The organism is Allopontixanthobacter confluentis (genome assembly GCF_009827615.1).
In the GTDB taxonomy this organism is placed as follows: Bacteria; Pseudomonadota; Alphaproteobacteria; order Sphingomonadales; family Sphingomonadaceae; genus Allopontixanthobacter; species Allopontixanthobacter confluentis.
Window position 1 is genome coordinate 808,378 of record NZ_WTYU01000002.1, and the last position, 25,011, is coordinate 833,388.

The 25,011-nt window shown below is 60.6% G+C and carries 24 protein-coding genes and 1 pseudogene; 17 read left to right on the forward strand and 8 right to left on the reverse strand.

Translation table 11 applies throughout. From position 1 onward, the window contains the following. Positions 1–19: 19 nt before the first annotated feature. Positions 20–3,178 (reverse strand): bifunctional proline dehydrogenase/L-glutamate gamma-semialdehyde dehydrogenase PutA, encoded by a 3,159-nt coding sequence (putA, locus tag GRI44_RS12165; RefSeq protein WP_160602018.1) that lies wholly within the window; start codon positions 3,176–3,178, stop codon positions 20–22. Between the two features lie 183 nt (positions 3,179–3,361). On the opposite strand from putA, the gene GRI44_RS12170 reads away from it, so the two are divergent. The 5 genes from GRI44_RS12170 (at position 3,362) to ftsH (ending at position 9,684) form a co-directional block, all read left to right on the forward strand. Then, positions 3,362–3,814: a MaoC family dehydratase gene (locus GRI44_RS12170; RefSeq protein ID WP_160602019.1), complete on the forward strand. Its 453-nt coding sequence runs from the start codon at positions 3,362–3,364 to the stop codon at positions 3,812–3,814. Positions 3,815–3,899: 85 nt separating this feature from the next. Then, positions 3,900–5,864: a DUF3604 domain-containing protein gene (locus tag GRI44_RS12175; RefSeq protein WP_160602020.1), complete on the forward strand. Its 1,965-nt coding sequence runs from the start codon at positions 3,900–3,902 to the stop codon at positions 5,862–5,864. Further along, positions 5,861–6,655, forward strand: coding sequence for a peptidyl-prolyl cis-trans isomerase (locus GRI44_RS12180; RefSeq protein WP_160602021.1), 795 nt, complete (start codon positions 5,861–5,863; stop codon positions 6,653–6,655). Before GRI44_RS12175 ends, GRI44_RS12180 begins: the two co-directional genes overlap by 4 nt. After that, a complete protein-coding gene (locus tag GRI44_RS12185; RefSeq protein ID WP_232843132.1) occupies positions 6,652–7,632 on the forward strand; it encodes a HupE/UreJ family protein in 981 nt (326 codons plus the stop codon). Before GRI44_RS12180 ends, GRI44_RS12185 begins: the two co-directional genes overlap by 4 nt. A gap of 105 nt (positions 7,633–7,737) precedes the next feature. Beyond that, the gene (gene ftsH / locus GRI44_RS12190) at positions 7,738–9,684 is read left to right on the forward strand and encodes an ATP-dependent zinc metalloprotease FtsH (protein WP_160602022.1); all 1,947 of its coding nucleotides are present in this window, start codon (positions 7,738–7,740) and stop codon (positions 9,682–9,684) included. 64 nt (positions 9,685–9,748) lie between these two features. Here the strand turns inward: ftsH and GRI44_RS12195 are convergent, their stop codons facing one another. Further along, positions 9,749–10,867, reverse strand: coding sequence for a DUF3667 domain-containing protein (locus tag GRI44_RS12195; RefSeq protein WP_160602023.1), 1,119 nt, complete (start codon positions 10,865–10,867; stop codon positions 9,749–9,751). A gap of 164 nt (positions 10,868–11,031) precedes the next feature. Continuing rightward, positions 11,032–11,376: a DNA-directed RNA polymerase subunit omega gene (gene rpoZ / locus GRI44_RS12200; protein WP_160602024.1), complete on the reverse strand. Its 345-nt coding sequence runs from the start codon at positions 11,374–11,376 to the stop codon at positions 11,032–11,034. Between the two features lie 106 nt (positions 11,377–11,482). Between rpoZ and GRI44_RS12205 the strand changes: the two genes are divergently transcribed. Continuing rightward, on the forward strand, positions 11,483–12,676 hold the full coding sequence (locus GRI44_RS12205) for a phospholipase D-like domain-containing protein (RefSeq protein ID WP_160602025.1): 1,194 nt from the start codon (positions 11,483–11,485) through the stop codon (positions 12,674–12,676). A gap of 18 nt (positions 12,677–12,694) precedes the next feature. On the opposite strand, the gene GRI44_RS12210 is transcribed toward GRI44_RS12205, so the two are convergent. Then, positions 12,695–14,200 (reverse strand): replicative DNA helicase, encoded by a 1,506-nt coding sequence (locus GRI44_RS12210; RefSeq protein ID WP_160602026.1) that lies wholly within the window; start codon positions 14,198–14,200, stop codon positions 12,695–12,697. Between the two features lie 127 nt (positions 14,201–14,327). Here GRI44_RS12210 and GRI44_RS12215 point away from each other — a divergent pair, with 127 nt between their 5' ends. Genes GRI44_RS12215 through GRI44_RS12225 form a run of 3 tightly spaced genes read left to right on the forward strand, consistent with a single transcriptional unit; the run spans position 14,328 to position 15,945 of the window. Continuing rightward, complete coding sequence (locus GRI44_RS12215) at positions 14,328–14,822, forward strand: UPF0262 family protein (protein ID WP_160602027.1); 495 nt, start codon at positions 14,328–14,330, stop codon at positions 14,820–14,822. 5 nt (positions 14,823–14,827) lie between these two features. Then, positions 14,828–15,532, forward strand: coding sequence for a glycoside hydrolase family 25 protein (locus tag GRI44_RS12220; RefSeq protein WP_160602028.1), 705 nt, complete (start codon positions 14,828–14,830; stop codon positions 15,530–15,532). Further along, positions 15,529–15,945: a cytidine deaminase gene (locus GRI44_RS12225; RefSeq protein WP_160602029.1), complete on the forward strand. Its 417-nt coding sequence runs from the start codon at positions 15,529–15,531 to the stop codon at positions 15,943–15,945. The genes GRI44_RS12220 and GRI44_RS12225 overlap by 4 nt, the downstream gene beginning before the upstream one ends. 70 nt (positions 15,946–16,015) lie before the next feature. Here the strand turns inward: GRI44_RS12225 and GRI44_RS12230 are convergent, their stop codons facing one another. Both GRI44_RS12230 and GRI44_RS12235 read right to left on the reverse strand, forming a co-directional pair. Then, positions 16,016–17,143 (reverse strand): M14 family metallopeptidase, encoded by a 1,128-nt coding sequence (locus GRI44_RS12230; protein WP_332872434.1) that lies wholly within the window; start codon positions 17,141–17,143, stop codon positions 16,016–16,018. Between the two features lie 25 nt (positions 17,144–17,168). Further along, complete coding sequence (locus GRI44_RS12235; protein ID WP_160602031.1) at positions 17,169–17,789, reverse strand: DUF4136 domain-containing protein; 621 nt, start codon at positions 17,787–17,789, stop codon at positions 17,169–17,171. A 154-nt stretch (positions 17,790–17,943) separates the two neighbouring features. On the opposite strand from GRI44_RS12235, the gene galE reads away from it, so the two are divergent. The 3 genes from galE (at position 17,944) to GRI44_RS12250 (ending at position 20,191) form a co-directional block, all read left to right on the forward strand. Next, on the forward strand, positions 17,944–18,966 hold the full coding sequence (galE, locus tag GRI44_RS12240) for a UDP-glucose 4-epimerase GalE (RefSeq protein WP_202386335.1): 1,023 nt from the start codon (positions 17,944–17,946) through the stop codon (positions 18,964–18,966). Positions 18,967–19,121: 155 nt separating this feature from the next. After that, on the forward strand, positions 19,122–19,247 hold the full coding sequence (ykgO, locus tag GRI44_RS12245; RefSeq protein WP_007165381.1) for a type B 50S ribosomal protein L36: 126 nt from the start codon (positions 19,122–19,124) through the stop codon (positions 19,245–19,247). A gap of 254 nt (positions 19,248–19,501) precedes the next feature. Beyond that, on the forward strand, positions 19,502–20,191 hold the full coding sequence (locus GRI44_RS12250) for an HAD-IA family hydrolase (RefSeq protein WP_160602032.1): 690 nt from the start codon (positions 19,502–19,504) through the stop codon (positions 20,189–20,191). 82 nt (positions 20,192–20,273) lie between these two features. On the opposite strand, the gene GRI44_RS12255 is transcribed toward GRI44_RS12250, so the two are convergent. Continuing rightward, the gene (locus GRI44_RS12255; RefSeq protein ID WP_160602033.1) at positions 20,274–20,618 is read right to left on the reverse strand and encodes a CC_3452 family protein; all 345 of its coding nucleotides are present in this window, start codon (positions 20,616–20,618) and stop codon (positions 20,274–20,276) included. Positions 20,619–20,796: 178 nt separating this feature from the next. Here GRI44_RS12255 and GRI44_RS12260 point away from each other — a divergent pair, with 178 nt between their 5' ends. Further along, entirely contained in the window at positions 20,797–21,369 is a 573-nt protein-coding gene (locus GRI44_RS12260) for a winged helix-turn-helix transcriptional regulator (protein WP_160602034.1), read from the forward strand. 97 nt (positions 21,370–21,466) lie between these two features. Here the strand turns inward: GRI44_RS12260 and GRI44_RS12265 are convergent, their stop codons facing one another. Next, on the reverse strand, positions 21,467–22,975 hold the full coding sequence (locus GRI44_RS12265; protein ID WP_160602035.1) for a YifB family Mg chelatase-like AAA ATPase: 1,509 nt from the start codon (positions 22,973–22,975) through the stop codon (positions 21,467–21,469). A gap of 150 nt (positions 22,976–23,125) precedes the next feature. Between GRI44_RS12265 and GRI44_RS12270 the strand changes: the two genes are divergently transcribed. From GRI44_RS12270 to yidD, 4 genes and pseudogenes are all read left to right on the forward strand, one after another. Further along, positions 23,126–23,911 carry an alpha/beta hydrolase gene (locus GRI44_RS12270; RefSeq protein WP_202386337.1) on the forward strand — a complete coding sequence of 262 codons (786 nt, stop codon included), beginning with the start codon at positions 23,126–23,128 and terminating at the stop codon, positions 23,909–23,911. A 65-nt stretch (positions 23,912–23,976) separates the two neighbouring features. Next, positions 23,977–24,111, forward strand: a complete 135-nt coding sequence (gene rpmH / locus GRI44_RS12275; RefSeq protein WP_160597292.1) for a 50S ribosomal protein L34 — start codon at positions 23,977–23,979, stop codon at positions 24,109–24,111. A 159-nt stretch (positions 24,112–24,270) separates the two neighbouring features. Further along, positions 24,271–24,645, forward strand: a pseudogene (gene rnpA / locus GRI44_RS12280) (ribonuclease P protein component); the annotation flags it as partial. A 128-nt stretch (positions 24,646–24,773) separates the two neighbouring features. Beyond that, a complete protein-coding gene (gene yidD, locus GRI44_RS12285) occupies positions 24,774–24,971 on the forward strand; it encodes a membrane protein insertion efficiency factor YidD (protein WP_202386338.1) in 198 nt (65 codons plus the stop codon). Positions 24,972–25,011: the final 40 nt, after the last annotated feature.

Sequence of the window (25,011 nt, forward strand, 5' to 3'; positions counted from 1 at the left end):
ATAGGTGCTTGCCGCCTGCTCAACTGGCCAGCAGGGTGGCATTACCGCCCGCTGCCGTGGTGTCGATGCAGACCACGCGTTCGGTTGCGAAACGGGCCACATAATGCGGGCCGCCTGCCTTGGGGCCGGTGCCTGACAGGCCTTCCCCGCCGAAGGGTTGGCTTTCCACCACCGCGCCGATCTGGTTGCGATTGACGTAGAAATTGCCGACTCTGGCACGGCTTTCGACCAGCCTGCGCGTTGCCTCGATGCGGCTGTGCAGGCCCAGCGTCAGCCCGAAACCGGTTGCATTGATGTCCGCAACCACCTGTTCCAGCTGGTCGGCACGGAAACGCGCGACGTGCAGGATGGGGCCGAAGTTCTCGCGCTTGAGATCAAGGATGGAATCCATCTCGATAATCGTCGGGGCGACAAAACAGCCCTTGGTCGTGCCGCGCGGCAGTTTGCGCTGCCATACGGTGCGCCCGGCTTTCTTGCGGCGGGCGACATGGCGTTCCAGTGCTGCCTTGGCATCAGGATCGATGACCGGGCCAACGTCTGTATCCAGATCAACCGGATCGCCGATTTCCAGTGCTTCGAATGCGCCGCGGATCATGGCCAGCATATCGTCTGCGACATCGTCCTGGATATAGAGCATCCGCAGGGCGGAACAGCGTTGCCCCGCGCTCTGGAACGCGCTGGCGACCACATCGCGCGTCACCTGTTCGGGCAAGGCGGACGAATCCACGATCATCGCGTTCTGTCCGCCGGTTTCGGCAATGAAAGTGGCAATCGGCCCTTCCCGGGCGGCCAGTGACCGGTTGATGGCACGCGCCGTATCGGTCGATCCGGTAAAGGCGACGCCCGCCAGCCGCGCATCGGACGTGATCATTTCGCCCACATCGCCCGCGCCGGGGATCAGCTGGAACACATCTTCGGGAATGCCTGCCTCGTGGCACAGCCTGACGGCCAGCGCGGCGATCAGCGGGGTCTGTTCGGCAGGCTTGGCGATGACACTATTGCCTGCCGCCAGCGCCGCTGCGGCAGGACCGATGAAGATGGCCAGCGGGAAATTCCACGGGCTGATGGTGGCAAAAACGCCGCGGCCCGCCAGCGACAGGCGGTTTTCCTCGCCCGTCGGCCCCGGCAGGATGGTGGGCGCGGTAAACAGCCGCCGTGCTTCCGCTGCATAATACCGCAGGAAATCGACTGCTTCGCGCAGTTCGAGAACGCCGTCCACCAGCGTCTTGCCCGCTTCGCGCTGGCACAGGGACAGGAATTCGTCGGTATGCAATTCGAATAGCTCCGCTGCCGCTTCCAGCAGCAGGGCGCGTTTTTCGCCGCCCAGTGCATTCCAACCGGGCTGGATATGCACGGCGCGGGTGATGCCATATTCCACTTCTTCGGCCAGCGCATCGCGGCGTGTGCCCACTTCACTGGTCAGGTCCTGCGGCTTGTTGATGGGCGCGACTTCGCCTTCTGCATCGAAACAGAAAGTTGGCTGCGCGTGCCAGTGCTTGCCATCCAGCGCGGCCAGCCGGTCCATCAGGGGCAGGCGCACCACAGGATCGGCCAGATCGACCCCGGCACTGTTGCGGCGCCCGGGAAAGATGTCACCCGGTAGGGGAATGGCAGGGTTGCGCTTGGGCTCCAGCGCGGACAGGTCCGCGACAGGGTCCGTGGTCAGTTCCGCCACCGGCACTTGGGCATCGGCCATGCGGTTGACGAAGGAGGAATTGGCCCCGTTTTCCAGCAGGCGGCGAACCAGATAGGCCAGCAGATCCTTGTGGCTGCCCACCGGCGCATAAATCCGCACCGGCGTGCGCGCATTGGCACCGCCCTGCTTTTCCAGCATGGCCAATTCGTCATAGACATCTTCGCCCATGCCATGCAGCCGCTGGAATTCGAACTGCGTATCATCACCCGAATCCATGCCCGTTTCCCGCGCCAGCGATTTGATCGCGGCCACGGTATAGGCATTATGCGTGGCAAAGGCCGGATAGATGGCATCACGCGCACCCAGCAGCCGCGCCGCGCAGGCGAGATAGGATACGTCCGTTGCCAGCTTGCGAGTGAAGACGGGAAAATCAGGGTAACCGCCAACCTGGCTGAGTTTGATTTCCGTGTCCCAGTAAGCGCCCTTCACCAGCCGCACCATCAGGCGGCGGCCATGGCCGCGGGCCAGCTCGGCCACCCAGTCGCACAGCGGTACGGCGCGCTTCTGGTAAGCCTGCAGGGCCAGGCCGAAGCCGAACCATTCCTGCCCGTTCTGCGTGGTGAACAGCTCATCATCGGCCACCAGCGCTTCGATGATATCCATCGACAGTTCCAGCCGCTCTGCTTCTTCGGCATCGATGGTGAAATGGATATTGGCGTCGCGCGCCTTGCCCGCCAACTCTTTAAGCATTGGGACCAGAGCCGCCTTGGCAAGGTCTGCGTGGAGAAAATCATATTTGGGATAAAGCGCGGACAGTTTCACCGAAATGCCCGGTGAAGTGACGACGCTGCCGGTGGCTTCACGCGTCAGCCGCTCGATCGCAGTGTCATAGGACAGGCGGTAACGTTCCGCGTCGGCAAAGGTCATCGCCGCTTCGCCCAGCATGTCGAAACTGTGGGTGAGGCCGCGTTCGCGTTCCGGCTTGGCGCGCTTCAGCGCCTCGTTCATGGTGCGGCCGAAAACGAACTGGCCGCCCAATATGCGCATCGCCTGCAATGTGGCTTTGCGGATCACCGGTTCGCCCAGTCGGCCGACGGTGCGCTTGAGCGTGGCGCCCATGCCGCGCTGGTGCAATTCGGGCCGTTCCAGCACTTCGCCGGTCAGCATCAGAGAGAATGTCGCGGCATTGACGAAGGTGGACGAACTGTCACCCAGATGTTCCGCCCAGTCGATACCGCCCAGCTTATCCCGGATAAGCGCATCAGCCGTGGCGCTGTCAGGCACGCGCAGGAGGGCTTCGGCAAGGCACATCAGCGCCACGCCTTCTTCTGTGGCCAGACCGTAGGTTTGCAGGAAAGCGTCGATCCCGCTGGCCTTGCGCCTGCGCGCCCCTTCGATCAGCTGGCCTGCCAGTGCCGCTGCCTCGGCGTGCACCGCAGATGCAGGCGCGGCCTGCGCCATGCGTTCTGCAACACAGGCCTGCTCCTCCTGACGGTAGGCTGCGCGAAGATGTGATCGGTCGGGAGAAGCGGTCCGGGCCATGGTTCGACTCTTTAATCGAGGGGGATGAATCGGCGCCGCTCTGAACCTGGTATCAATTGCAATCAAGTTTTGTGTTTGGCCCAGCTTGCAAACTCCCTCACTCGACATGGCTCAACAACACTCGACAAGATTGGGCCAAGCCGCGATGGGGAACAATCAGCTGACACAGCAAGGAAGATGGACATGGCAGGGCGGTATTTCGATCAATGGCAGTCAGGCGACCGGATCGAGCATGAAATCCGTCGGACCGTGACCGAGACGGATAATCTGCTTTTCAGCACCATGACCCATAATCCACAGCCCCTGCACCTTGATGCAGAAGCAGCCAAAGCCAGCGAATTCGGCCAGATTCTGGTGAATGGCACGTTCACCTTTGCCCTCATGGTGGGGTTGAGTGTGGGCGATACGACGCTGGGCACGCTGGTGGCCAATCTGGGCTATGACAAGGTGGTGATGCCGCACCCTGTATTTATCGGCGACACATTGCATGCGGCCAGCGAAGTGACTGAACTTCGTGCATCCCGGTCACGCCCCAATGCCGGGATTGTCACATTCACACATGAACTTATCAACCAGCGCGGCGAAGTGGTGTGCAAATGCCTGCGTTCCGCCCTGTTGATGAAAGCGCCTGCCTGAAATTGGCCGCGCTTGACCTGCGCTGCTTTTTAACTGCAATCTCGCCGCGCACGCCAGAAAACTGGCGGCGACAGGAGGGATTTGGATGGGCCGGGCAAGGAAAATCGTGTCAGGAATTGCCATTGCGGCGGTGCTGGGCGGCGGCGCATATTGGCTGACGCGGCCCAGAATTATCGACCCGGCCAAGATCGCCTCAGCCGAAAGCGATGTCGCGCTGAGCGAATTTCCGGAACGCGTCCTGTTTGGCGATACGCATCTTCACACGGATAATTCCATCGATGCCTTTGGCTTTGGTGCCAGGCTGGGCCCTGAAGACGCGCTGAAATTCGCGCGGGGCGACGAAGTCACTTCGACTACGGGCGTAAAGGCACAGCTTTCGCGCCCCCTCGATTTTCTGGTGATTGCCGACCATAGTGACGGGCTGGGTGTCACCCGGCGGCTGTATGATGCGCCGCGCTTTGCCATTCGCGACAAGACGCTGCGCCGGTGGCGCGACATGATGCACGAATCGCCCCAGCAATCCGTCCGCGCCACATCGGAACTGATTGCCGCCGCAGGCGCAGGCACATTGCCCGCCGCCATGCTGGACCCGGCGCGGCGCGATGAAAGCACTGCCGAGATTTGGGGCAACCAGTTGAAAGTGCTGGACCGCTATTACCAGCCGGGCAAATTCACCCCGATTGCCGGCTTTGAATATACGCTGCAGCCCGATGGCAACAATCTGCACCGCGTGGTGATGTTCCGTGACGGGATTGAGCGCACGTCCAAAATCCGCCCCTATCCCGGCCTGGTGTCCAATGTGGATGGGCTGTTTGATTATATGGACGGGTATGAACGGGCGACAGGCGGCAGGGTGCTGGCGATCCCCCATAACTCCAACCTTTCAAACGGGCTGATGTTTGAACTGACCGATGCGGCAGGCGGGCCGATGACGGCGGAATATGCGCGCCGCCGTGGGGCGCGTGAACCGGTGGTGGAAGCCACCCAGATCAAGGGTGACAGCGAAGCGCATCCGTTCCTGTCACCCAATGATGAATTTGCGGATTTCGGCAAAAAGGGCTGGGAAATCGGCAATCTCACCCTTTCCTTCCCAAAAAAGAACGACATGCTGGCGGGCGAATATCTGCGCGAGGCGTTGAAGCGCGGCTTGTCGATCGAACAGCAGACCGGCGTAAATCCGTATAAATTCGGCATGATCGGTTCCACCGACAGCCATACGGCGCTGGCCACCGGTGACGAGGATAATTTCTTCGGTAAACATACTGGTAACGAGCCGGACAAGATCCGCGCCATCGCCCCGCAGAATCTGGGCACACGGGTCGGGCGCATGGGCTGGAATTATCTGGCAGGCGGCTATGCGGCGGTGTGGGCGCGGGCCAATACGCGGGCGGAAATTTTCGACGCGATGATGCGCCGCGAAGTGTATGCCACCACCGGACCGCGCATGGTCGTGCGGTTTTTTGGCGGTTTCGAATTTTCGTCCGAGACTTTCAAAGGCGATTGGGTGCGCGCCGGATATAAAACCGGCGTGCCGATGGGCGGCGAACTTGTGGCGAGCGGGGCCAAGGCGCCGCGCTTTCTGGTATCCGCATTGAAAGACCCGGAAGGCGCCCATCTGGACCGTGTGCAGATCATCAAGGGCTGGGTTGATGCGAGCGGCACCGCGCAGGAGAAAATCTACGACGTGGCATGGTCTGACACGGCAAAGCGCCAGCCGGTGAATGGCAAAATCCCTGCCGTGGGCGATACGGTCAACAGGGCCAGGGCCGCTTACACCAATGCCATCGGGGCGGCGGAATTGCGCAGCGTGTGGACCGATCCTGATTACACACCGGGCCAGCGCGCCTTCTATTATGTCCGCGTGCTGGAAATACCCACGCCGCGCTGGCCATTGTTCGATGCGGTGCGCTTCGGGGTGAAATTATCGCCTGAAGCCTTGGCCGATGCCGTGGCGCAGGAACGTGCCTATAGCTCGCCCATCTGGGTCGGCCCTGCTGCCCGGAATACTGCTGACCGCAAGACTGGGCAGCGGAGACTTGCCGGCCGATGATTTTGCCCGGCTGGACGCGTGAACCGCTGGTCCATTTTCTGGTTGCAGGTGCTGCCCTGTTCGGCCTGTTTGCATGGCAGGGGGAGCCTGCGGACACGGCCAGCCGTACGATCACCATCACCCGCGAAGATCGCGCACGGCTGGCTATTGAGTGGGAGCGCACGATGCAGCGCCCGCCGACTGATGCTGAACTGGATGATCAGGTAGAGCATTTCCTGCGCGAGGAAATTCTCTACCGCGAAGCGCTGCGCCTCGGGCTTGACCGCGATGATGCCGTTGTCCGCAAGCGGATGGCCAACAAGATGGATTTTCTGGCCGCCAGCATGGTGGAAAGCGCGCCGGCCGATGATGCCGTGTTGCGCCAATGGCTGGCCCGCCACCGGGCGCGTTTCGCACGCGATAGCAGCTACAGTTTCGACCAGCGCTATTTTGCGCAGCGCGGTGCAGCCAATTGTGCATCCGCGGAAAGGATGGAGCGAGCCGGAGACGCGATTTCGCTGCCTGCCAGCTTTGAAAACGCACCCCGAAACGAGGTGGAAGCGCGGCTGGGGTCAGCCTTCATGGCCAATCTTGACCGGCTTGCGCCCGATGGCAAATGGGCCGGGCCCGTGCAGTCAGGCTTTGGCTGGCATTGCGTTCGCCTTCGCCAGCGGGAGGCGGGCCAAACGCCGCCGCTTGCCGCCATCCGCAGCGAAGTGGAAGCGGACTGGCGCAGCGAGACAGAGGCGCAGCGCCGCAAGCAGGCCTATAGCTTGCTGCGCAGTGCCTATAAGGTGAAAATCGCGCGATGAAATGGCTGATCGCGCTGCTGGCAGGCATAGTGTTCATGCCTGGGGCGGCATGGGGTGATGAATTGCGCCCCGGCTATCTGGAACTGACCCAGCATTCTGCGCAAGAATGGCGAATTGCCTGGAAACTTCCCTTGTCCGCGCCGCCAGCAGGGCAGCTTGCGCGGCCGCGCCTGCCGGCAAATTGCCAGTATAAACCACCTGTGGTCCAAGGTTTTACGGGCGGCGGCGTGACGGGAAATGCCATCGCGCGCTGCACCGGTGCCATTTCCGGCGGCACGGTTTCCATGCCTGCGCTGACAGGGCCGGGCGATATGCTGGTGCGCGTTTCACCGCTGGATGAACCAGTGCAGATGCACCGCCTGACAGCGCGCGAACCTGCCGCGCAGATAAGCGCCAGGCCAGCCACATGGCAGGTGCTGCGCAGCTATTTCGTCCTGGGTGTGCAGCATATCATGGCGGGGTGGGACCATTTGCTGTTCGTGATCGCGCTGGTGCTGCTGGTGCGTTCCGGGCGCGCCGTGGTGGCCGCGGCAACTGCCTTTACCATCGCCCATTCCATCACGCTGGCAGGTGCTGCGCTGGGTTTCATTTCCATGCCGCAGCGGCCGGTCGAAGCCATGATTGCTCTTTCCATCATATTTCTGGCATTGGAAACGCTGCGCAGCAGGCATGAAATGCCGACCATGACGCTGCGCTACCCATGGGTCGTGGCCTTCCTGTTCGGCCTGCTGCACGGTTTCGGCTTTGCCGGCGCGCTTGCCCGGATTGGCCTGCCGCAGGGCGATGTTCTGCCGGCCCTGCTGGCCTTCAACATCGGCGTTGAAGCAGGGCAATTGCTGGTCATTTTCGCTGTGCTGACAATGATTGCGATCCTTCGCCGATGGGCGCGCACGGCGCTGCAACCTTCTATCCGTATATCCGCCTATGCGGTCGGAATTACCGGCTCGTACTGGCTGATCGATCGTGTTCTTGGCTGAGCCTTTGTCGGCAGGCGCAAATTTCGCAGGCCCAAAGGGGACGCATTATCTTGCCATTCACCTTCATGCCCCCATATTGTCCTATTGAAAGGACGGGACACGTCGATGAATGATGACAAGGAACCACAGGCCCCCAATCCATGGATGAAGAGCCTGGCTGTCTGGGGCGGGATTTTTCTTGCCCTGTTGATGGTGGTCACGATGTTCGGAAATTCCGGACAGCCGGCAGGAACCCAGATTGGATATTCCGAGTTCCGCAACAAAGTCAGTGAAGGCACCGTGCAGAAGGTCGAAATCGGCCCAGACGCCATTGCCGGGACTTTCAAGAATGGTGAAAACTTCACCACCACCCCTATTTCCGGTGATACCCGCCTGACTGAATTGCTGGACGAGCAAAACGTTCAATATTCAGGCGTCGCGCCTGAGCGGGTGAACCTGCTGCTCGCCATTCTCATCCAGTCGCTGCCTTTCGTGCTCATTCTGGGCATTGCATTTTTCGCCCTGCGCCAGGTGCAGAAGGGTGGAGGCGGCGGCGCCATGGGCTTTGGTAAATCCAAGGCCAAGATGCTGACCGAAAAACAGGGCCGTGTGACCTTCCAGGATGTTGCCGGCATTGATGAAGCGCGCGAGGAACTGGAAGAAATCGTCGAATTCCTGCGTGATCCGCAGCGTTTCTCCAAGTTGGGCGGCCAGATCCCCAAGGGCGCCTTGCTGGTCGGTTCACCCGGCACTGGTAAAACACTGCTCGCCCGCGCCATCGCGGGGGAGGCAGGCGTGCCTTTCTTCACCATTTCAGGGTCCGACTTTGTCGAAATGTTCGTGGGCGTTGGCGCAAGCCGCGTGCGCGACATGTTTGAACAGGCCAAGAAAAATGCGCCGTGCATCGTTTTCATCGACGAAATCGACGCGGTGGGCCGCCACCGCGGCCATGGCCTCGGCAATTCCAATGACGAACGCGAACAGACGCTGAACCAGCTGCTGGTCGAAATGGACGGTTTTGAAGCCAATGAAGGCATCATCATCATCGCGGCCACCAACCGCCCCGATGTGCTTGACCCTGCCTTGCTCCGTCCCGGCCGGTTTGACCGTCAGGTGGTCGTGCCGATCCCCGATATCGAAGGGCGCGAGAAGATCCTGTCGGTGCATATGAAAAAGGTGCCGCTGGCGCCTGACGTGAACCCGCGCACCATTGCGCGCGGCACACCCGGGTTCTCAGGTGCTGATCTCGCCAATCTGGTGAACGAGGCTGCCCTGCTGGCTGCCCGCCGTAACAAGCGGCTGGTGGCGATGCAGGAATTTGAAGATGCCAAGGACAAGGTCATGATGGGCACCGAAAGGCGTTCGATGGTCATGACCGATGATGAAAAGAAAATGACTGCCTATCACGAAGCAGGCCACGCGCTGGTTTCGATCAACGAAGATGCGTCAGACCCGATTCACAAGGCCACCATCATTCCGCGTGGCCGGGCATTGGGCATGGTCATGCGGCTGCCGGAACGCGATAATTATTCCTATCACCGGGACAAGATGCACGCCAACCTGGCAGTTGCCATGGGTGGCCGTGTGGCAGAAGAAATCATCTTCGGGCATGACAAGGTATCGTCAGGCGCATCGTCAGACATTCAATATGCCACCGATCTGGCCCGCAATATGGTCACCAAATGGGGTATGTCGGACAAGCTGGGGCCGCTGATGTATGAACAGAGCCAGGAAGGCTATCTGGGCATGGGTCAGACCAGCCGGACAATGGCATCGGCTGAAACCAACCAGCTGATCGACAGTGAAATCCGCAGTCTGGTGGATGGCGCGCATAAACGAGCCACCGAAATCCTGACGGGCCATGAAGACAAGCTGCATCTGATCGCACAGGCGATGCTGGAGTTTGAAACGCTGACGGGTGATGAAATCGATCAGCTTGTCAGCGATGGCAAGCTGGACCGTCCTGATGCGCCCAAGGGCCCCAGCAAGATCGCCCCGCTTCGCGGTTCGGCCATTCCACGGTCGGGCAAGAAGTTTGGCGGATCGGAAGATGCGGCGCCGCAAGGGGCCTGACCAAGTCATCGGCTGGTTCGGGTCGGCTGGTTCAGGATGTAATGGGCTTTCAGGCTGGATGCGTTCAGCCTGAAAGCACCAATCCGAACATGATGACCGCGAACAGCACCATCGCCGTAACGCAGCCGGCCGATAGCAGGATTGTGCGCCACACAGCGCCAAAGCGGGTGAGCGAATAGGCCCCGCGCAGTGATCGGTAGAGGTGGAACGGTGCATAGATCGCAGGCGCGATAATCAGCAATTGCAGGTCATAAGCTGCGCCAATGCTGGCAATAACCACCAGCATGGTCATGAAGCTGATGGAGTAGGTCACAAACACCGTATGATCATACATCCGGAATTTCCGGCTTAACGGAAACAGCAGCCAGACGAAGGGTACGCTGAGAGGGATCAGCAGCCAGCTCAATTTATAGGCGTTGGTCTGCAATTTATAGAGCAGCAGCTTGGGGTTGGCCTTGGCCTTTTGCCAAATCTGTTGCAGCCATTGGCCGGCGGAATTGTCCGTGTTTGCAGTATCTGCAGAAGCATCGCCGCTTGTGCCGTTTTCTACAGACGGTTGCGCGGCCAGCATGAAATCGCGCGATTCGATCAGTTGCGCCAAGTCTTCCTCGAGGCTGGCGGTACTGCGGCCTGCCGCTTTGCTGGCCGCGATTTTCCTGCGTGTGTCGGCAATGGCGCCATCCACTGTCTGCGAAATGTCCAGACTGGTGCCGCCCTCTTCGACTTGCTGCGATGCGTCATTGACCAGGCTCATGTCGCCCTCGCCAAAACCGCCGGCGGCATTGAACAGGGCAAAACTGACGAAGACCGTAAACAGAAACAATGCGATGGGCGAGATATAGCTGGCGCGTTTTCCGTCTATATATTCGCGCGTCAGCCTGCCGGGTTGCCATGCGAGCAGCGGCAGCGTGCGCCAGAACTTGCCTTCAAAATGCAGCACCCCATGCACCAGATCATGCAGGAAAGCGCCCAGTGTGCGGTGCACATGGGCCCGCTGGCCGCAGGCGTGGCAATGCGTCCCCACCAGCACTGTGCCGCAATTGAGGCAGCAGCCTTCTGCGGTATGGCCATCAGCCGCAACCGTGCTGCCATGCGCTGCCGTATCTGTTTGCGCTGCTACGCCGGCCTGTGTTGCCACGCCGGCCTGCGCCACTTCGCCCGTCATTTCCGGAATTCCGCTCATCTGCCCCACCTTGCGGGCGTATTTATCGCGGCAATTTGTGATGGTCGAGTGGGATCATGCAATTCCGGCTGCAAATGCAAAAAGGCCGCCCGGTGACAGGCGGCCTTTTCAAATTCCGGTTCGATATTGCCTGCCCAATGGCACAGCACAATCTGGCAGCGTGATCAGCCGTCGTAATCAGCGCCGATGGACGTGGAGCGTGTCGGTGCAGATGCGGTGATCCGCAGGGCTTCTGCCGACTGGCTGAGCGAGCCGATTTCATCTGCTTCGTCCTCATCATCAGGCAGGATTTTCTGCAGGCCGGTGACGACGCTTTCCATCAGATGTTTGGGCTTGACCGTCTGTTCGGCAATTTCGCGCAAGGCGACAACGGGGTTCTTGTCCCGGTCGCGGTCGATGGTCAGTTCTGCGCCGCCTGAAATCTCGCGCGCACGCTGCGCAGCAAGCAATACAAGGTCAAAACGGTTTGGAACCTTGTCGACACAATCTTCGACGGTAACGCGCGCCATCGGGCACTCCAATTTCTAACAATACAGGAAAGCGCCGCAATTACTCTGCAGCTTGCCCAAAGTCAAGGATTTGCGCGTAGCGGCAGGGGTGGTTAAGGCACGGGGCATGACAGAAGTTACCTTACCTGCCCAGCAGGCACCTGATTGCGTGACTTATAGCGATCCTGCCCCATTTTCGGCCAGCGCCCAGGGACAGGAGTTGACCTTTTATCCGGCTGGCAAGGACCGGCTTGATGCGCTGCTGGAACTAATTGCCAGCGCCCGCGAATCGGTGCGGATCTGTTTTTACATCTTTTCCGAAGATGGCACGGGCACCAGCGTGCGCGATGCGCTGGTGGCCGCCGCGCGGCGCGGGGCGAAAGTCGAGCTGATCGTGGACGGGTTTGGCGCATCGGCGACCGCGGAATTTTTCAGCGATCTGATTGACGCTGGCGGCACCTATTGCGCGTTCAGCCCACGCTGGACGCAGCGCTACCTTATCCGCAACCACCAGAAAATGGTCATCGTGGATGGCACCAGCGCGATGATTGGCGGCTTCAATGTGGAAGATTCCTATTTTGCCCCGCCCGAGGACGATGGCTGGAATGACCTGGGGCTGATCGTCAGCGGTTCTGTGGTAGATGATCTGGGCAAATGGTTCGACAGGCTGGCGCAATGGACTGCCGATCCCAAGGCAAACTGGCGCGCGATCCGGCGGCTGGTGAAGGACTGGCAGCCGGGGGATGGGCCGGTGCGCTTGCTGATCGGCGGGCCGACCCGCGGCCTTTCAAGTTGGGCGCGCAGCGTGGGGCGCGATCTGGAACAGGGCAGCCGGCTGGACATGATGATGGCCTATTTTTCGCCATCCCGCAGGCTCACCCGGCGCATTGGGGCAATTGCCACCCGGGGTGAGACCCGGCTGGTGATGGCGGGAAAATCCGACAATAATGCCACCATCGGCGCCACCCGTTCGCTCTATCGCTTCCTGTTGAAACGCGGTGCGCGCGTGTTCGAATTTCAGGCCTGCAAATTGCACACCAAGCTGATTGTGCTGGATGATGCGGTCTATGTGGGAAGTGCCAATTTCGATATGCGCAGCCTCTATCTCAATCTGGAACTGATGCTGCGGATAGAAGATGCGGCGCTGGCCGACCGGATGCGGGAATTTGTCTCGCAATATCTTCCCGCCAGCGAGGAAATCACGAGGGAACTGCACAAGAAGCGCTCGACACTCGGCAACCGGCTGCGGTGGAATGCCAGCTGGTTTCTGGTGGCAGTGGTGGATTATACCGTCAGCAGGCGGCTCAACCTTGGCCTATAGGCGCAAGGCTCTCGCCCATCAGACATAATCGGCGCGGCGGTCATCGTCTGCAAGGTCAGAGAATTTGGTGATCCGCGCTTCGAACTTCATCCGCACCTTGCCGGTGGAACCATGGCGCTGTTTGGCCACCACCAGTTCCGCCAGGCCGAACACCTGTTCCATTTCCGCCATCCACGCAGCATAGGCTTCGTGCACTTTCTGATCGTCTGTTTCTACTGGCCGCTTGGGCTCCTTGGCCGCGACGTAATAATCCTCGCGGTAAACGAACCACACCATGTCGGCGTCCTGCTCGATCGAGCCTGATTCGCGCAGATCGGACAGCATCGGCGTCTTGTCCTCGCGCTGTTCGACGGCACGGCTGAGCTGCGATAGCGCAATCACCGGCACTTCGATTTCCTTGGCCAGCGTCTTCAGGCCGCGGCTGATTTCGGAAATTTCATTCACGCGGTTGTCATTGGCGCGGCCTGACCCTTGCAGCAATTGCAGGTAATCAACCACGATCAGGCCGATATTATGCTTGCGCTTCAGTCGCCGTGCGCGGGTCCGCAGGGCGGCAATGGTCAGCGCCGGCGTATCGTCGATAAACAGCGGCAGTTCGGCAAGGCGCTGGCTGGCGAAGGACAGTTTCTGGAAATCGTCGCGGCTGATCTTGCCCATGCGCAGCGCTTCTGAAGAAATGCCCGCCTGTTCGGAAAGGATACGTGTCGCCAACTGGTCCGCGCTCATTTCCAGGCTGAAAAAGGCCACCGGTGCGCCGACGGATTCGTCGATACCGTCATTCTTGTCGCGCAGATAGCGGTCGGCGCAATTGAAGGCGATGTTGGTGACCAGCGATGTCTTGCCCATGCCGGGGCGCCCGGCAAGGATGATCAGATCCGAATCGTGCAAGCCGCCGATTTTTTCATTGATTGAAGTAAGGCCGGTGGTCTTGCCCGAAATATTGCCGCCGGAATTGATCGCCATTTCGATCATGCCCAGCGCCTTGTGCGTGGCCATGCCGAAGGTCGATGCTTCGTTCTGGCCAGCGGCGCCCTCGGCCACCTTGAACAGGGATGCTTCGGCTTGTTCGATCTGGAGCATGGGCGCGACATCTTCCGATGTGTCCAGCGCGCCTTCCACCAGATTGCGGCCCACGGTCACCAGTTCGCGCAGCAACGCCAGGTCATAAATCTGTTCTGCCAGTTCGCGCGGTGCCAGCAGGCCCTGTCCATCGGCAGTCAGGCGGGCAAGATAGGTAATGCCGCCCAGTTCCTTCAACGCTTCATCGGTTTCGAAATAGGGCTTCAGCGTTACCGGCGTCACCACCGCGCTCCGGTCCATCAGGGTGAGGATGCGTTCAAACACGCGGGCATGGACAGGTTCGAAGAAATGTTCGGGCCGAATCGGTGACGGCAGTTCTTCCAGCACCCGGTTATCGATCAGAACCGCGCCCAGAAACGCGGCCTCCGCCTCGATATTTGCGGGCAGGCTGCGGATTTTTGGGGTTTCAGTATGGGCGCGCGAAAGGGTGTCTTGTTCTGGCATGGCCACGCTTTGCGCGCGAAGCGGGGCGAAACGCAAGTGCGCGATTGCCGCAGTCGGCTGTGGATAGTGGGGATGGTTTCTTAAAGTCTTGCCGCACCCCCTTCGCATCTGCGAAAGCGGTCAATCTATGGCCGACCAAAAATCAACCTGGCGCATTTCGCACATCGCGCTCGACGAGGATACGATCCTGTGGCGCAATGCCGATGTCGAGCAGGAGCGGCGCGTGGCCATCTTCGATCTGATCGATGAAAATACCTTCAAACCTGTACGCGCGGCGGAAAAAGGGCGGGACGGGCCGTATCACCTGTCGCTGGCGGTGCGTGACGGGCGGCTGGCCATGACCATCTGCGATGAAGCGGATAACGAGCTGGAAACGCTGTTACTGGGACTGGCGCGGTTCCGCCGTCCGATCCGCGATTATTTTGCCATCTGCGAAAGCTATTACCAGGCGATTCGCAAAGCCACCGCTGCCGAGATCGAAACCATCGATATGGCGCGGCGCGGCGTTCACAACAATGCCGCCGAATTGCTGCTGGAACGGCTGGACGGCAAGGTAGAAACCGATTTTGCCACCGCACGGCGGCTGTTTACGCTCATCTGCGTCCTCCATATCAAAGGCTGACGGGTGTGAGCAGGAAACGGAAAAAATCGCACCCCTGGCGGCTGCGTATCGCAGGGCTTGCGCTGCTGGCGGCGCTGGTGGCTGGCATATGGTTGTGGTGGGATGTGAACCACTGGACGCCGCCTGAAGATATCTACCGCGACCAGGGCGTATTGGCCGGCGCGCGTGACGGAGCGGTTAATTTCCGCACGATTCGCGCGATTGGCGGCAGCTTTGCTTATCTTGACGCAAGCGATGGTGCAGGCGGGCAGGACGCCCGGTTCACCCGCAATTTTGCCGCCGCGCGCGAAGCCGGGCTGCAGGTGGGCGCGGTTCATTCCTTTGACCCCTGTGTGATGGCTGACGGCCAATCTGCCAATTTCGTCACAATGGTCCCGCGCGATGCAACCTTGCTGCCGCCCGTGATCGAATTGACCCGGCTGGCGGATAGTTGCGCAAAACGGGTGAGCGATGCGGCGGTGGAAAGCGAGTTGATGACGCTGATCAACCAGATAGAAAATCATGCAGGCAAGGCTGCCATTCTCAAGCTCGATCCCGCGTTTGAAGACCGCTATGGCTTGGCGGGGCAGTTGGAACGCAATTTGTGGCTGACCCGCACGCGGCTGGCCCCTGATTATGCGGGCCGGCCATGGTTGCTCTGGACCGCGAACGAAGCATTGCGTAGCGAAGCAAGCGAAGATCCAATCCGCTGGGTGGTGGTGCAACCGTGACTGATGAAGACCTGATCAAAGCCGCGCGCAATGCAGCGCAGCATTCCTATGCGCCCTATTCGCAATTTGCCGTGGGTGCGGCACTGCGGTTTTCAGACGGACGCGTGGTAACCGGCACCAATATCGAAAATGCCAGCTATGGCATGGCTTTATGTGCAGAAACCGTGGCCGTGGCCAAGGCGATGGCAGAGGGCATTCGCGGCGGGCTGGAAGCAGTGGCCGTGACCGGCCCATCCGATCGCGGTGGGGATGCGCCCATCACGCCCTGTGGCAGATGCCGGCAGGTGCTGAACGAACTGGCGCAACTGGGCGGGACCGACCCGGACGTATTATGCGTCGGCAATATGGACGTGACACGGCTGAAACTGTCCCAATTGCTGCCCTTGGCATTCGGCCCGGCCAACCTCGACTGACCGGCAGGGCACCGCGCCCTGCCAGCCAGATTTCCAGTTCAGCCCAGATTTCCAGTTCTGCTAAACCGCTTTAGTCCAGCCATTCGACCAGTGCTGCCAGACAGTCGCGGGCCAGCAACTTGCTGCGTTCCGGGCTCCATCCCTGCTCGGGATCGGGCAATTCGTGATTATCCTTGAACGGCATTTCCAGCGTCATCGAACAGCAGCCGAACCGGCTGGCAAGCTGCGTGGTGGACATGGACAGATTGGCTGTGCCCGCCGGGGTTTTGCCATAGCCGAGCTTCATCTGGAAATCAGGAGTGCGCCGGTCGAGGATCGACTGGTATTTCTCGTATTTTTCCAACTGCCCGTCGGCCAGCGAAGGAATGCCCTCAAAACCTGCCAGGAACACTGCCGGGATTGCTTCGTCACCATGCACATCCATGGCAAAATGGACGCCGGTTTTGTCCATCGCGTTGCGGATGCACAGCACTTCGGGGGATTTTTCCGCCGTGGGGGTGTCCCATTCGCGGTTGAGATTGGTGCCCACGGCATTGGTCCGCAAATGGCCGCGGCGCGATCCATCGGGGTTGCAATTGGGGACGATATGCAGCGTGCATTTCTGCCGCAGCGTGCGGCCCACAGGATCGGCCGGATCAGTCAGGCATTCCAATGCGCCTTCCATCCACCATTCGGCCATGCTTTCACCCGGATGCTGGCGGGCATAGAGCCATACCTGCGTTTCGCCTTCACCCATGTCGAGGCAATCGACCGGCTGCCCGTCCAGCGTGGTGCCAAGGCGGCGATAGGAGACGCCTTCACTCAGTGCGGCTTCGGACACCAGATCATGATGGCGTTCCATCGAATAGGGCGCGAAATAGGCAAACCATGCGACATCGCTGTCCCCGGCGTAACGGATGGTCAGCGTTCCGCCATCCTCGTCCTTGTCAAAGGTGGATCTGGCGCGGCCCCAATATTCACGGTCTTCCGACACGCAGGCATCATAGTCCGACCAGCCGCCGGGATAGGCTGACTGGTTGAGGCCGGTAATCTTCAATTCCAGTTCGCGGCCCGATGCCCCGCTGACGCGGAAATGAAACCATTGCGCAAATTGCGACATATGGTCCTTGCGCAAGGCCAGCCTGGCGCTGGCGCCGCTGATCGACAGGACTTCAATATTGCCGCTGTCGAATTCGCAGTCGATGTGGATGGTGTTCACGTGGATGTCGTTCACTGGGCAACCCTTATTTTTTCGGCGTGATCTCGATGGTCTCGCCATTATTTCCCGGAAATTCGCGGAACAATGCGTCCGCAATTATCGAAGCGTTGGCGGCAGTAGCGGCCAATGGTGAAGCAGCGCTTACCGAAAAATTCGCGCGCCCTTCCCACAAGGCATCGCCAGTGGCGCTATCGCGGATTGATACGGCCAGGGCAGTGCCTGTTTCCTCGCGGGATTTGTTACCGCCCAGATTGATGCCGATACCAAGCCCTACGCCCGAACGGTAGCCGCCCGTGCTGCCCCCGACACCCACGCTGACCGGGCTGCGCTGCGGCCCTGCGTCGCGGGTGAAGCGTTCCAGATCCACTTGGGCAATCTGCGCTGCCTCGGCGCGCGGCACCTCGCGGTAGCCCAGCCGGACCAGTTCCTGCGCGACTGCGGCCTTGTAGGGGCTGAGTTCAAGGCTGCTCATTTCCAGCCCCGGCGCGCTATCGATGAAAATTGTCGAATTGCCTAGACGGGCGAGCGTTTCAGGCTGATGGAAACGGGTCACTTCAACCGGGCCAGCAGCACCAGTGGCGCAGCCCGCCACCGACAGGCCGCCCAAGGCAGCAAGCGCAAAAGTGCCGATATGGCGGAAATTCATGGGCATGGTTCCTTTATCTGGCAAGCGTTCAGGCCGCGCCCGATGCAAACCCACCTAGCCAACCAACGCATGAAGCGCCAGAGAGGGTTCAGCGCCCCGTAACGGGAGGCGCTGTTAACCGTCCAACCGCCTTGTGGTGCTATCGAATCGAACCATGACAATTTCATCAAAGACCCCTGTTCTTGTCACCGGCGGGGCCGGATATATCGGCAGCCATGCCGTGCTGGCCTTGCGTGATGCTGGCTGGCCGGTCGCAGTGATCGACAATTTCAGCACCGGTTTCCGCTTCGCCATTCCAGATGGGGTGCCAGTGTATGACGGCGATATCGAGGATGGCGCATTGCTGGCGCGCATTTTTGCAGAACAGGGCATGGGCAATGGCGCAGGGGCAGTGATGCATTTTGCCGGGTCCATCGTGGTGCCCGAATCGGTGGAACAGCCGCTGGCCTATTATCACAACAACACCGTGAAAAGCCGCGCGCTGATCGAAGCTGCGGTCACTGCCGGTGTGCCGCATTTCATCTTCAGTTCCACTGCCGCCACCTATGGCATGCCGGTTGCCTCCCCGGTCAGCGAGGATTGCCCGCAAGTGCCGATCAACCCTTATGGCTGGTCAAAACTGATGACGGAACAAATGCTGGCCGATACCGCCGCTGTCTATCCGATGAATTTCTGTGCGCTGCGTTACTTCAACGTCGCGGGCGCTGATCCGCAGGGGCGCAGCGGGCAGTCCACCGCCGGGGCCACCCACCTGATCAAGGTGGCGGTTGAAGCGGCGCTGGGTAAACGGGATAGCGTGGCGGTTTTCGGTACGGATTACGACACGCCCGATGGCACGGGCGTGCGCGATTATATTCATGTGTCCGATCTTGCTGCTGCCCATGTGCTGGCACTGGAAGAACTGGTGCGGGCGCCGCACACATCGCTGCAGATGAATTGCGGCTATGGGCGCGGCTTTTCCGTGCTGGAAGTGCTGGATGCGGTGGACCGGGTGACCAACCTGAAACTGAACCGCCAGATGCAGCCGCGCCGCGCCGGCGATCCGGGTTCGCTGGTTTCGGACCCGTCGCGAATCAATGCAACGCTGCCATGGCAGCCGCAGCATGCTGATCTGGATGTGATTATAGGCCATGCGCTGCAATGGGAGCGCAAATTGCAGGAAATCAGGCGTGGTTAAGGTCTGGCATCCTATACAAAGGTCAACCACAGGTCGCTGGCCGCATATTGCTATGCGAATCTGTTGACTTCGCCGGTGCCTGCCCGTAATTGCGCCGCTTGAATTTCAGGCATCGGGGGCCATCTCCGGTGCCACTTTTTTTGGAAAAACCGACCATGAAGATCCGCAACAGCCTCAAGTCGCTGAAAAACCGCCACCGCGATTGCCGCGTTATTCGCCGCCGCGGCCGGACCTATGTCATCAACAAGACCAACCGTCGTTTCAAGGCGCGCCAGGGCTAATCCCCAAGGTTTCCACGGCTGCTTCATGCAGTGATTCGGGCTTGATCTGGTCATGCTCGTGGAAGTGGGCCGGGGCTGTTGAAGGGGCTGCTGAACTGGTCCCGGTTATTTGGCCCCGATGATTTGGCCCTATTGATATCGAACGCTCCTTGCCGGCCCGTTCCCCATGATGATGACCCGTTAGGGCAGTCATCAAGGGGAACGGGCCGGAGGCGCTTCCAGCTTGGCGATCCGGCAACCATGGACCTGCGCGCATGACATCTGCAACACCATCCCCGCAAGCGGGCAGCGCCGCTCTGCTTCACAACGATGTGGATGACGACGAATTGCCTGCCGATGCCGTGCAGGCCGTGGTGTTTGATGTGGGGCGGGTGATTGTGCAGTGGGATCTGCGCTGCCTGTTTGCAAAACTCATTCCCGACCAGCAGGAACTTGACTGGTTTGTCGCCAACGTCGTGACCGAAGAATGGCATTTCCAGCATGATGCCGGAAGGCCGCTGGCTGACATGGTGCCAGAACGTAAAGCGCAGTTTCCTGACTATGCCGTTCTGATTGATGCCTATGCGGAGCGTTTTCTGGAAACCATTCCGGGGCCGGTTGCAGGGACGGCGGCCTTGATTGATGGTCTGGCAGAAGCCGGCCAGCCCTTATTTGCCATCACCAATTTCGGCGCCGAATTCTGGGAGATGTTCCGCCCCACGGAGCCGGTGCTGGACCATTTTCAGGATATTGTGGTGTCGGGGAAAGAAAAGCTGGCTAAGCCTGATCCGGCCATTTTCCAACTGGCACAAGCCAGATTTGGCCATGCGCCCGCGCAGATGCTGTTCATCGACGATAATCTGGCAAATATCACCGCTGCCCGGCGGGAAGGCTGGCAGGTGCATCATTTCGAAAATGCCGCGGTGCTGGAAACGGATTTGCGTGCGCGGGGGCTGATCGCCTAAAAAACAGGCTCCCGGGGTTGATGCCCGGAAGCCTGAAAGTGCCACCCTATCTGGAGAGGACGGGGGGGATTTTGAACAGGGGTCAGTTGCCGTTGCAGCTGGCGATGTCTTCTGCGCTGAGGTCTTTGCCGTCAGCCGAAAATCTGGTGACTGCGCCCATTTCGCGCACGACACGCTTGCAGATGTTGAGTGGGCGCGACGTGCCCTTGCCAGCCAAGCACACAGCGCCATCGCACTGCCATGCCTGGCCGCTGATAATGGTGCGGGCTTCTGCTGCAGGGGCCGCCAGTTCCACAGTATAAAACGGGCCATTGCTGCGCGCTTCTGCCGGGGTGGGGGTGATCGCAGCGCCGAATGTCAGGCTGGTCCATGCCAGCGCCATGCCGATGGCACTGAAATTGCGGATGCGGTGTTGGGGGATAGTCATGATGCGGGTCCTTGATCGTGAAACGCTGGTCATCGCTGGCCGCCATAATCAGTTTCAATTGACAACCAGTTGCGAATCACTACCTAGTCCAATAGATTTTAAGTTGCAACTGAAAACTTACTTTAGCTTTTGTGACAGGCCCAATACGCGCTAGACGCTACGGCGGAGAGAGATTCTGATGGGTGAATTACGCGAGCCGCTTAAAGAGCTGACAGTCTGCGGGCTGCCTGAAGCGCTGGAAACCATGGGTGAACGGTGGTCATTCATGATCCTGCGTGCGTCGTTCAACGGGTTGCATCATTTCGAAGAATTTCTGAACGAGTTGGGAATCGCCCGGAACATCCTGTCCAGCAGGCTGGCCAAGCTGGTCGATCATGGCATTCTCAGCCGTGACCCGTGCCCGGATGACCGGCGCCGGATTGAATATCGGCTGACGGAAAAGGGCATGGATCTACTGCCGGCAATGCTGGCGCTGCGCCAGTGGGGTCAGAAATATGGCTCGGAAATCACCGAAAACCCGGTGCTGGTGGACGAACGCGACCGGTTGCCGATTGGCCCTGTGTCCATTCTTGCCCATGATGGCCGGATTCTGACCTATATGGATCTCAATCTACAGGCGCGTGAAAGGATTGGCATCAGGCCGGATGGCACAGTCGCGGAAGAATCCCGCGATGCTTGCGCGCCGGGAAGTTTCGCCCGCACACTCGCTGATGATCCTGATGCGCCGCCGACCCGGGTCGCTAACGGCTGACCTCCGCCATTGCATCTTCGCCCGCCAGATTTGGGGCGCAGCGCGAGACTTTGAATTTAACCGTAACCCCTTCCGGTCCTCGCACCTCGGCGGGCCATCATGCTCGCGGCGCTTGCCTGCGGTAGGACAGCGCTTCGGCAATGTGAATCCGCCCGATCTGCTCCGCGCCTGCCAGATCCGCGATGGTGCGCGCCACGCGCAGCATGCGGGTGTATCCGCGTGCGGACAGGCGCATGGCTTCTGCTGCCTGCAACAACAATGCGCGGCCCGCTTGGTCAGGCGTTGCGTGCCGGTCCAGATGTTCGCCCGCCAGTTCGGCATTGGTGCGCGCGCCTGTCTCAGTCGCGCGGCTTCTCTGGATCGCACGCGCCGCGGCCACCCGTGCGGCCACTTCTGCGGTGCCTTCTGCTGCGGGCGGCAACGCAAGATCCGCCGCGCTGACGGCATCGACTTCCACATGCAGATCAATCCGGTCGAGCATCGGGCCTGAAACCTTGCTCTGGTAATCCGCCGCGCAGCGCGGGGCGCGGCTGCAGGCTAGCGCCGGATCGCCCAGATGGCCGCAACGGCACGGGTTCATCGCCGCGATCAGCTGGACACGGGCCGGAAAGGTAACATGCGCATTGGCGCGCGCCACATCCACCTTGCCGGTTTCCAGCGGTTGCCGCAGCGAATCGAGGACGGCCCGCTGGAATTCGGGCAATTCGTCCAGAAACAGAACTCCCAGATGCGCCAGGCTGACTTCGCCCGGCTTCACCTTGTGCCCGCCGCCGGTAAGCGCGGCCATGCTGGCGGAATGATGGGGGGCGCGAAATGGCCGTGCGCGGCTGATGCGCCCGCCTTCCAGCAGGCCCGCAACAGATTGCACCATGGACACTTCCAGCGCTTCTGCCGGTGTCAGATCGGGCAATATTCCGGACAGGCAACTGGCCAGCAGGCTTTTGCCAGCGCCCGGCGGGCCGGACATCAGCAGATTATGACCGCCAGCAGCCGCAATTTCCAGCGCGCGTTTGGCCGTTTCCTGCCCTTTTACTTGCTTGAGGTCAGGGCCGGGCGGGCTTTGCTCGACTTCGCCCTGTTGCGGCGGCGGCAGGGTCTGGCTGCCCTTGAGATGGTTGAGCAGGCTGACCAGATCGGGCGCGGCGCAAATCGCAATGCCTGCCGCCCAGCGCGCTTCTGCGCCCTGTGTGGCAGGGCAGATAAGGCCGACTTCCGCTTCGCTGGCATGAATGGCCGCCAGCAGCACGCCGGGTGATGCCACGATGCGCCCGTCCAGCGCCAGTTCGCCCACTGCGACCCAATCGGCCAGTTGTTCGGCATCGGTCACGCCCATCGCCGCTAACAGCGCCAGCGCAATGGGCAAATCGTAATGCGACCCTTCCTTGGGCAGGTCCGCTGGCGAAAGATTGATGGTGATGCGTTTTGGCGGCAACGACAGGCCCATGGCCGCAAGGGCGGATTGCACGCGTTCGCGGCTTTCCCCGACGGCCTTGTCCGCCAGGCCAACAATGTTGAAGCGCGGCAGACCGGGCGCGATCTGGCATTGCACTTCCACGGCGCGCGCTTCCAGCCCAAGATAGGCCACCGTCCGGACCAGTGCGACCACTATACCCCCTTTGCATTCCGCTGAATTTGGCTGCTTGTGTCGGCAAATGGCCATGAAGTCGAGCGCCAAGTGGCTGAAATTGCAGCGTCAACCAAATAGCAACCATTCAGGATAGGAAAGCGGAAACCGGCAGGCGGGCAGACTGGCCCGATGCGGAGCGCAATCGCCTTTTTCATCGCCATCGTCACGCTGTTTGGCGCGCCTGTGGCCATGCAGGCGCAAGTGCTGTCGGTCCAGACATGGGTCGAGGAATGGGATGATGCCGCGGGCCAATGGGTGCGGGTGGACGAAGGCGCAGACCGGCTGATCCCACGGGCTGATGCCAGCGCGCCGCAAGCCATCGCGGTGTATGGTCCGTTTCGCGTGCTGGATGGTGCGCGGGCGCAAATGGTCGGGGTTACCGATGCTGCAACCCCCCGTCAGTTTGCCGCAATGCTGCGAGCCTTTCCCGGCCTTGCCACAATCGAGATGGTGGAATGCCCCGGCACAGATGATGACCGCGCCAATATGCGGCTGGGCCGGATGATTCGCGCAGCCAATATCGCCACGCATGTTCCGGCAGGTGGCTCGGTTCGTTCCGGGGCGGTGGAATTGTTCCTGTCAGGCGCAAGCAGGCAGATTGACGACGGGGCGGAATTCGCGGTGCATGCGTGGCTGGATGATCATGGTCGCCAGCCCCACCACTTCGCGCCTGATTCGCCGCAAAACCGGACATATTTGGATTATTATGCCGAAATGGGCATGGAAGCAGCGCAGGCGCGCGCCTTTTATGATATGACCAATTCTGTTACCAATGATGCCGCCTTGTGGCTGGATGCGCAGGCTATGCGCCGCTGGACCCAAGGCGTAAAAGCAGATCGCACTGATGCCCGGCAGGCCAATGCCGATAGCGGACGCGTGATTGCTTATCTTGACTCGGGCTTTGCCACGCCCTAAGCGCGCCGTTCAATTGACGGCCTCCCGATAGAGGGCGGCCCTTTTTATTTGTACTTGAGGTTATCATGAAGCGGACTTTTCAGCCCAGCAATCTCGTGCGCGCACGTCGCCACGGTTTCTTCGCCCGCAAGGCAACTGTTGGCGGTCGCAAGATCCTGCGCGCACGTCGTGCACGTGGCCGCAAGAAACTCAGCGCCTGATTTTGCGCTGCTGAGGGGCTGAATTTTCAGCCTTTGCGCGCATTTCCGGCCCGCTCCCCCTACCAAGACCCTGCTCTATTCTGTGGCGCGGGTATTGGCATGGGGCGCGGGCCGGTTTGCATTTCCGGCGCACGCATTTTCCTCTAGGGATATAGGGCCATGCCGCCGGACACACCGATCATACTGACCCGCCGGGCCGATTTTCTGGCTGCGAATCGCGGGCTCAGGGTGGCACGGCGCGGTTTTGTTCTGTTGGCCCATCCCAATGACGGGAAGGGCACGCGCTACGGCATCACGGTGACCAAGAAGATCGGCAATGCGGTTGTCCGCAACCGGATGAAGCGGCGGTTCCGCGCATTGCTGCGCGATGCCCTGCCCGCACGCGGTCTGGCCGATCATGATCTTGTGCTGATCGGCCGCGAAGGCGGGGTCGAGCGGGACTTTGGCGACCTGCATCGCGAGCTTGCGCGGGCGCTGGAAAAAGCAGCGCTGGGGCAGGGTGATCCGCCGCGCAGCAGAAGCGGGCGCCATCGCGGCAAGCCAAAGCCGGGCCAGCGTTCGGGAGGGCAAGGTTCGGCTGGCCAAAGGTCGTCAGGGCAAGGCTCGTCAGGGCAAGGCTCGGCAGGACAGCCATCGTCAGGACGGGCCAAGTGAAGCAGATAATGATCCTCATCGCGCGGGGCTGGCAACTGGGTCCGTCGCGTATTTTGCCGCCATCGTGCCGCTTTGCCCCGTCCTGTTCGGAATATGCCATTCAGGCGCTGACCAAGTATGGCGCGATCAAGGGTGGATGGTTGGCGTTTAAGCGTATATTGCGCTGCCAACCCTTCGGCGGGCACGGGCACGATCCTGTGCCCTGACCGGATTCGACCCTGACTTAAGATGTTTTTTCAGTAACCT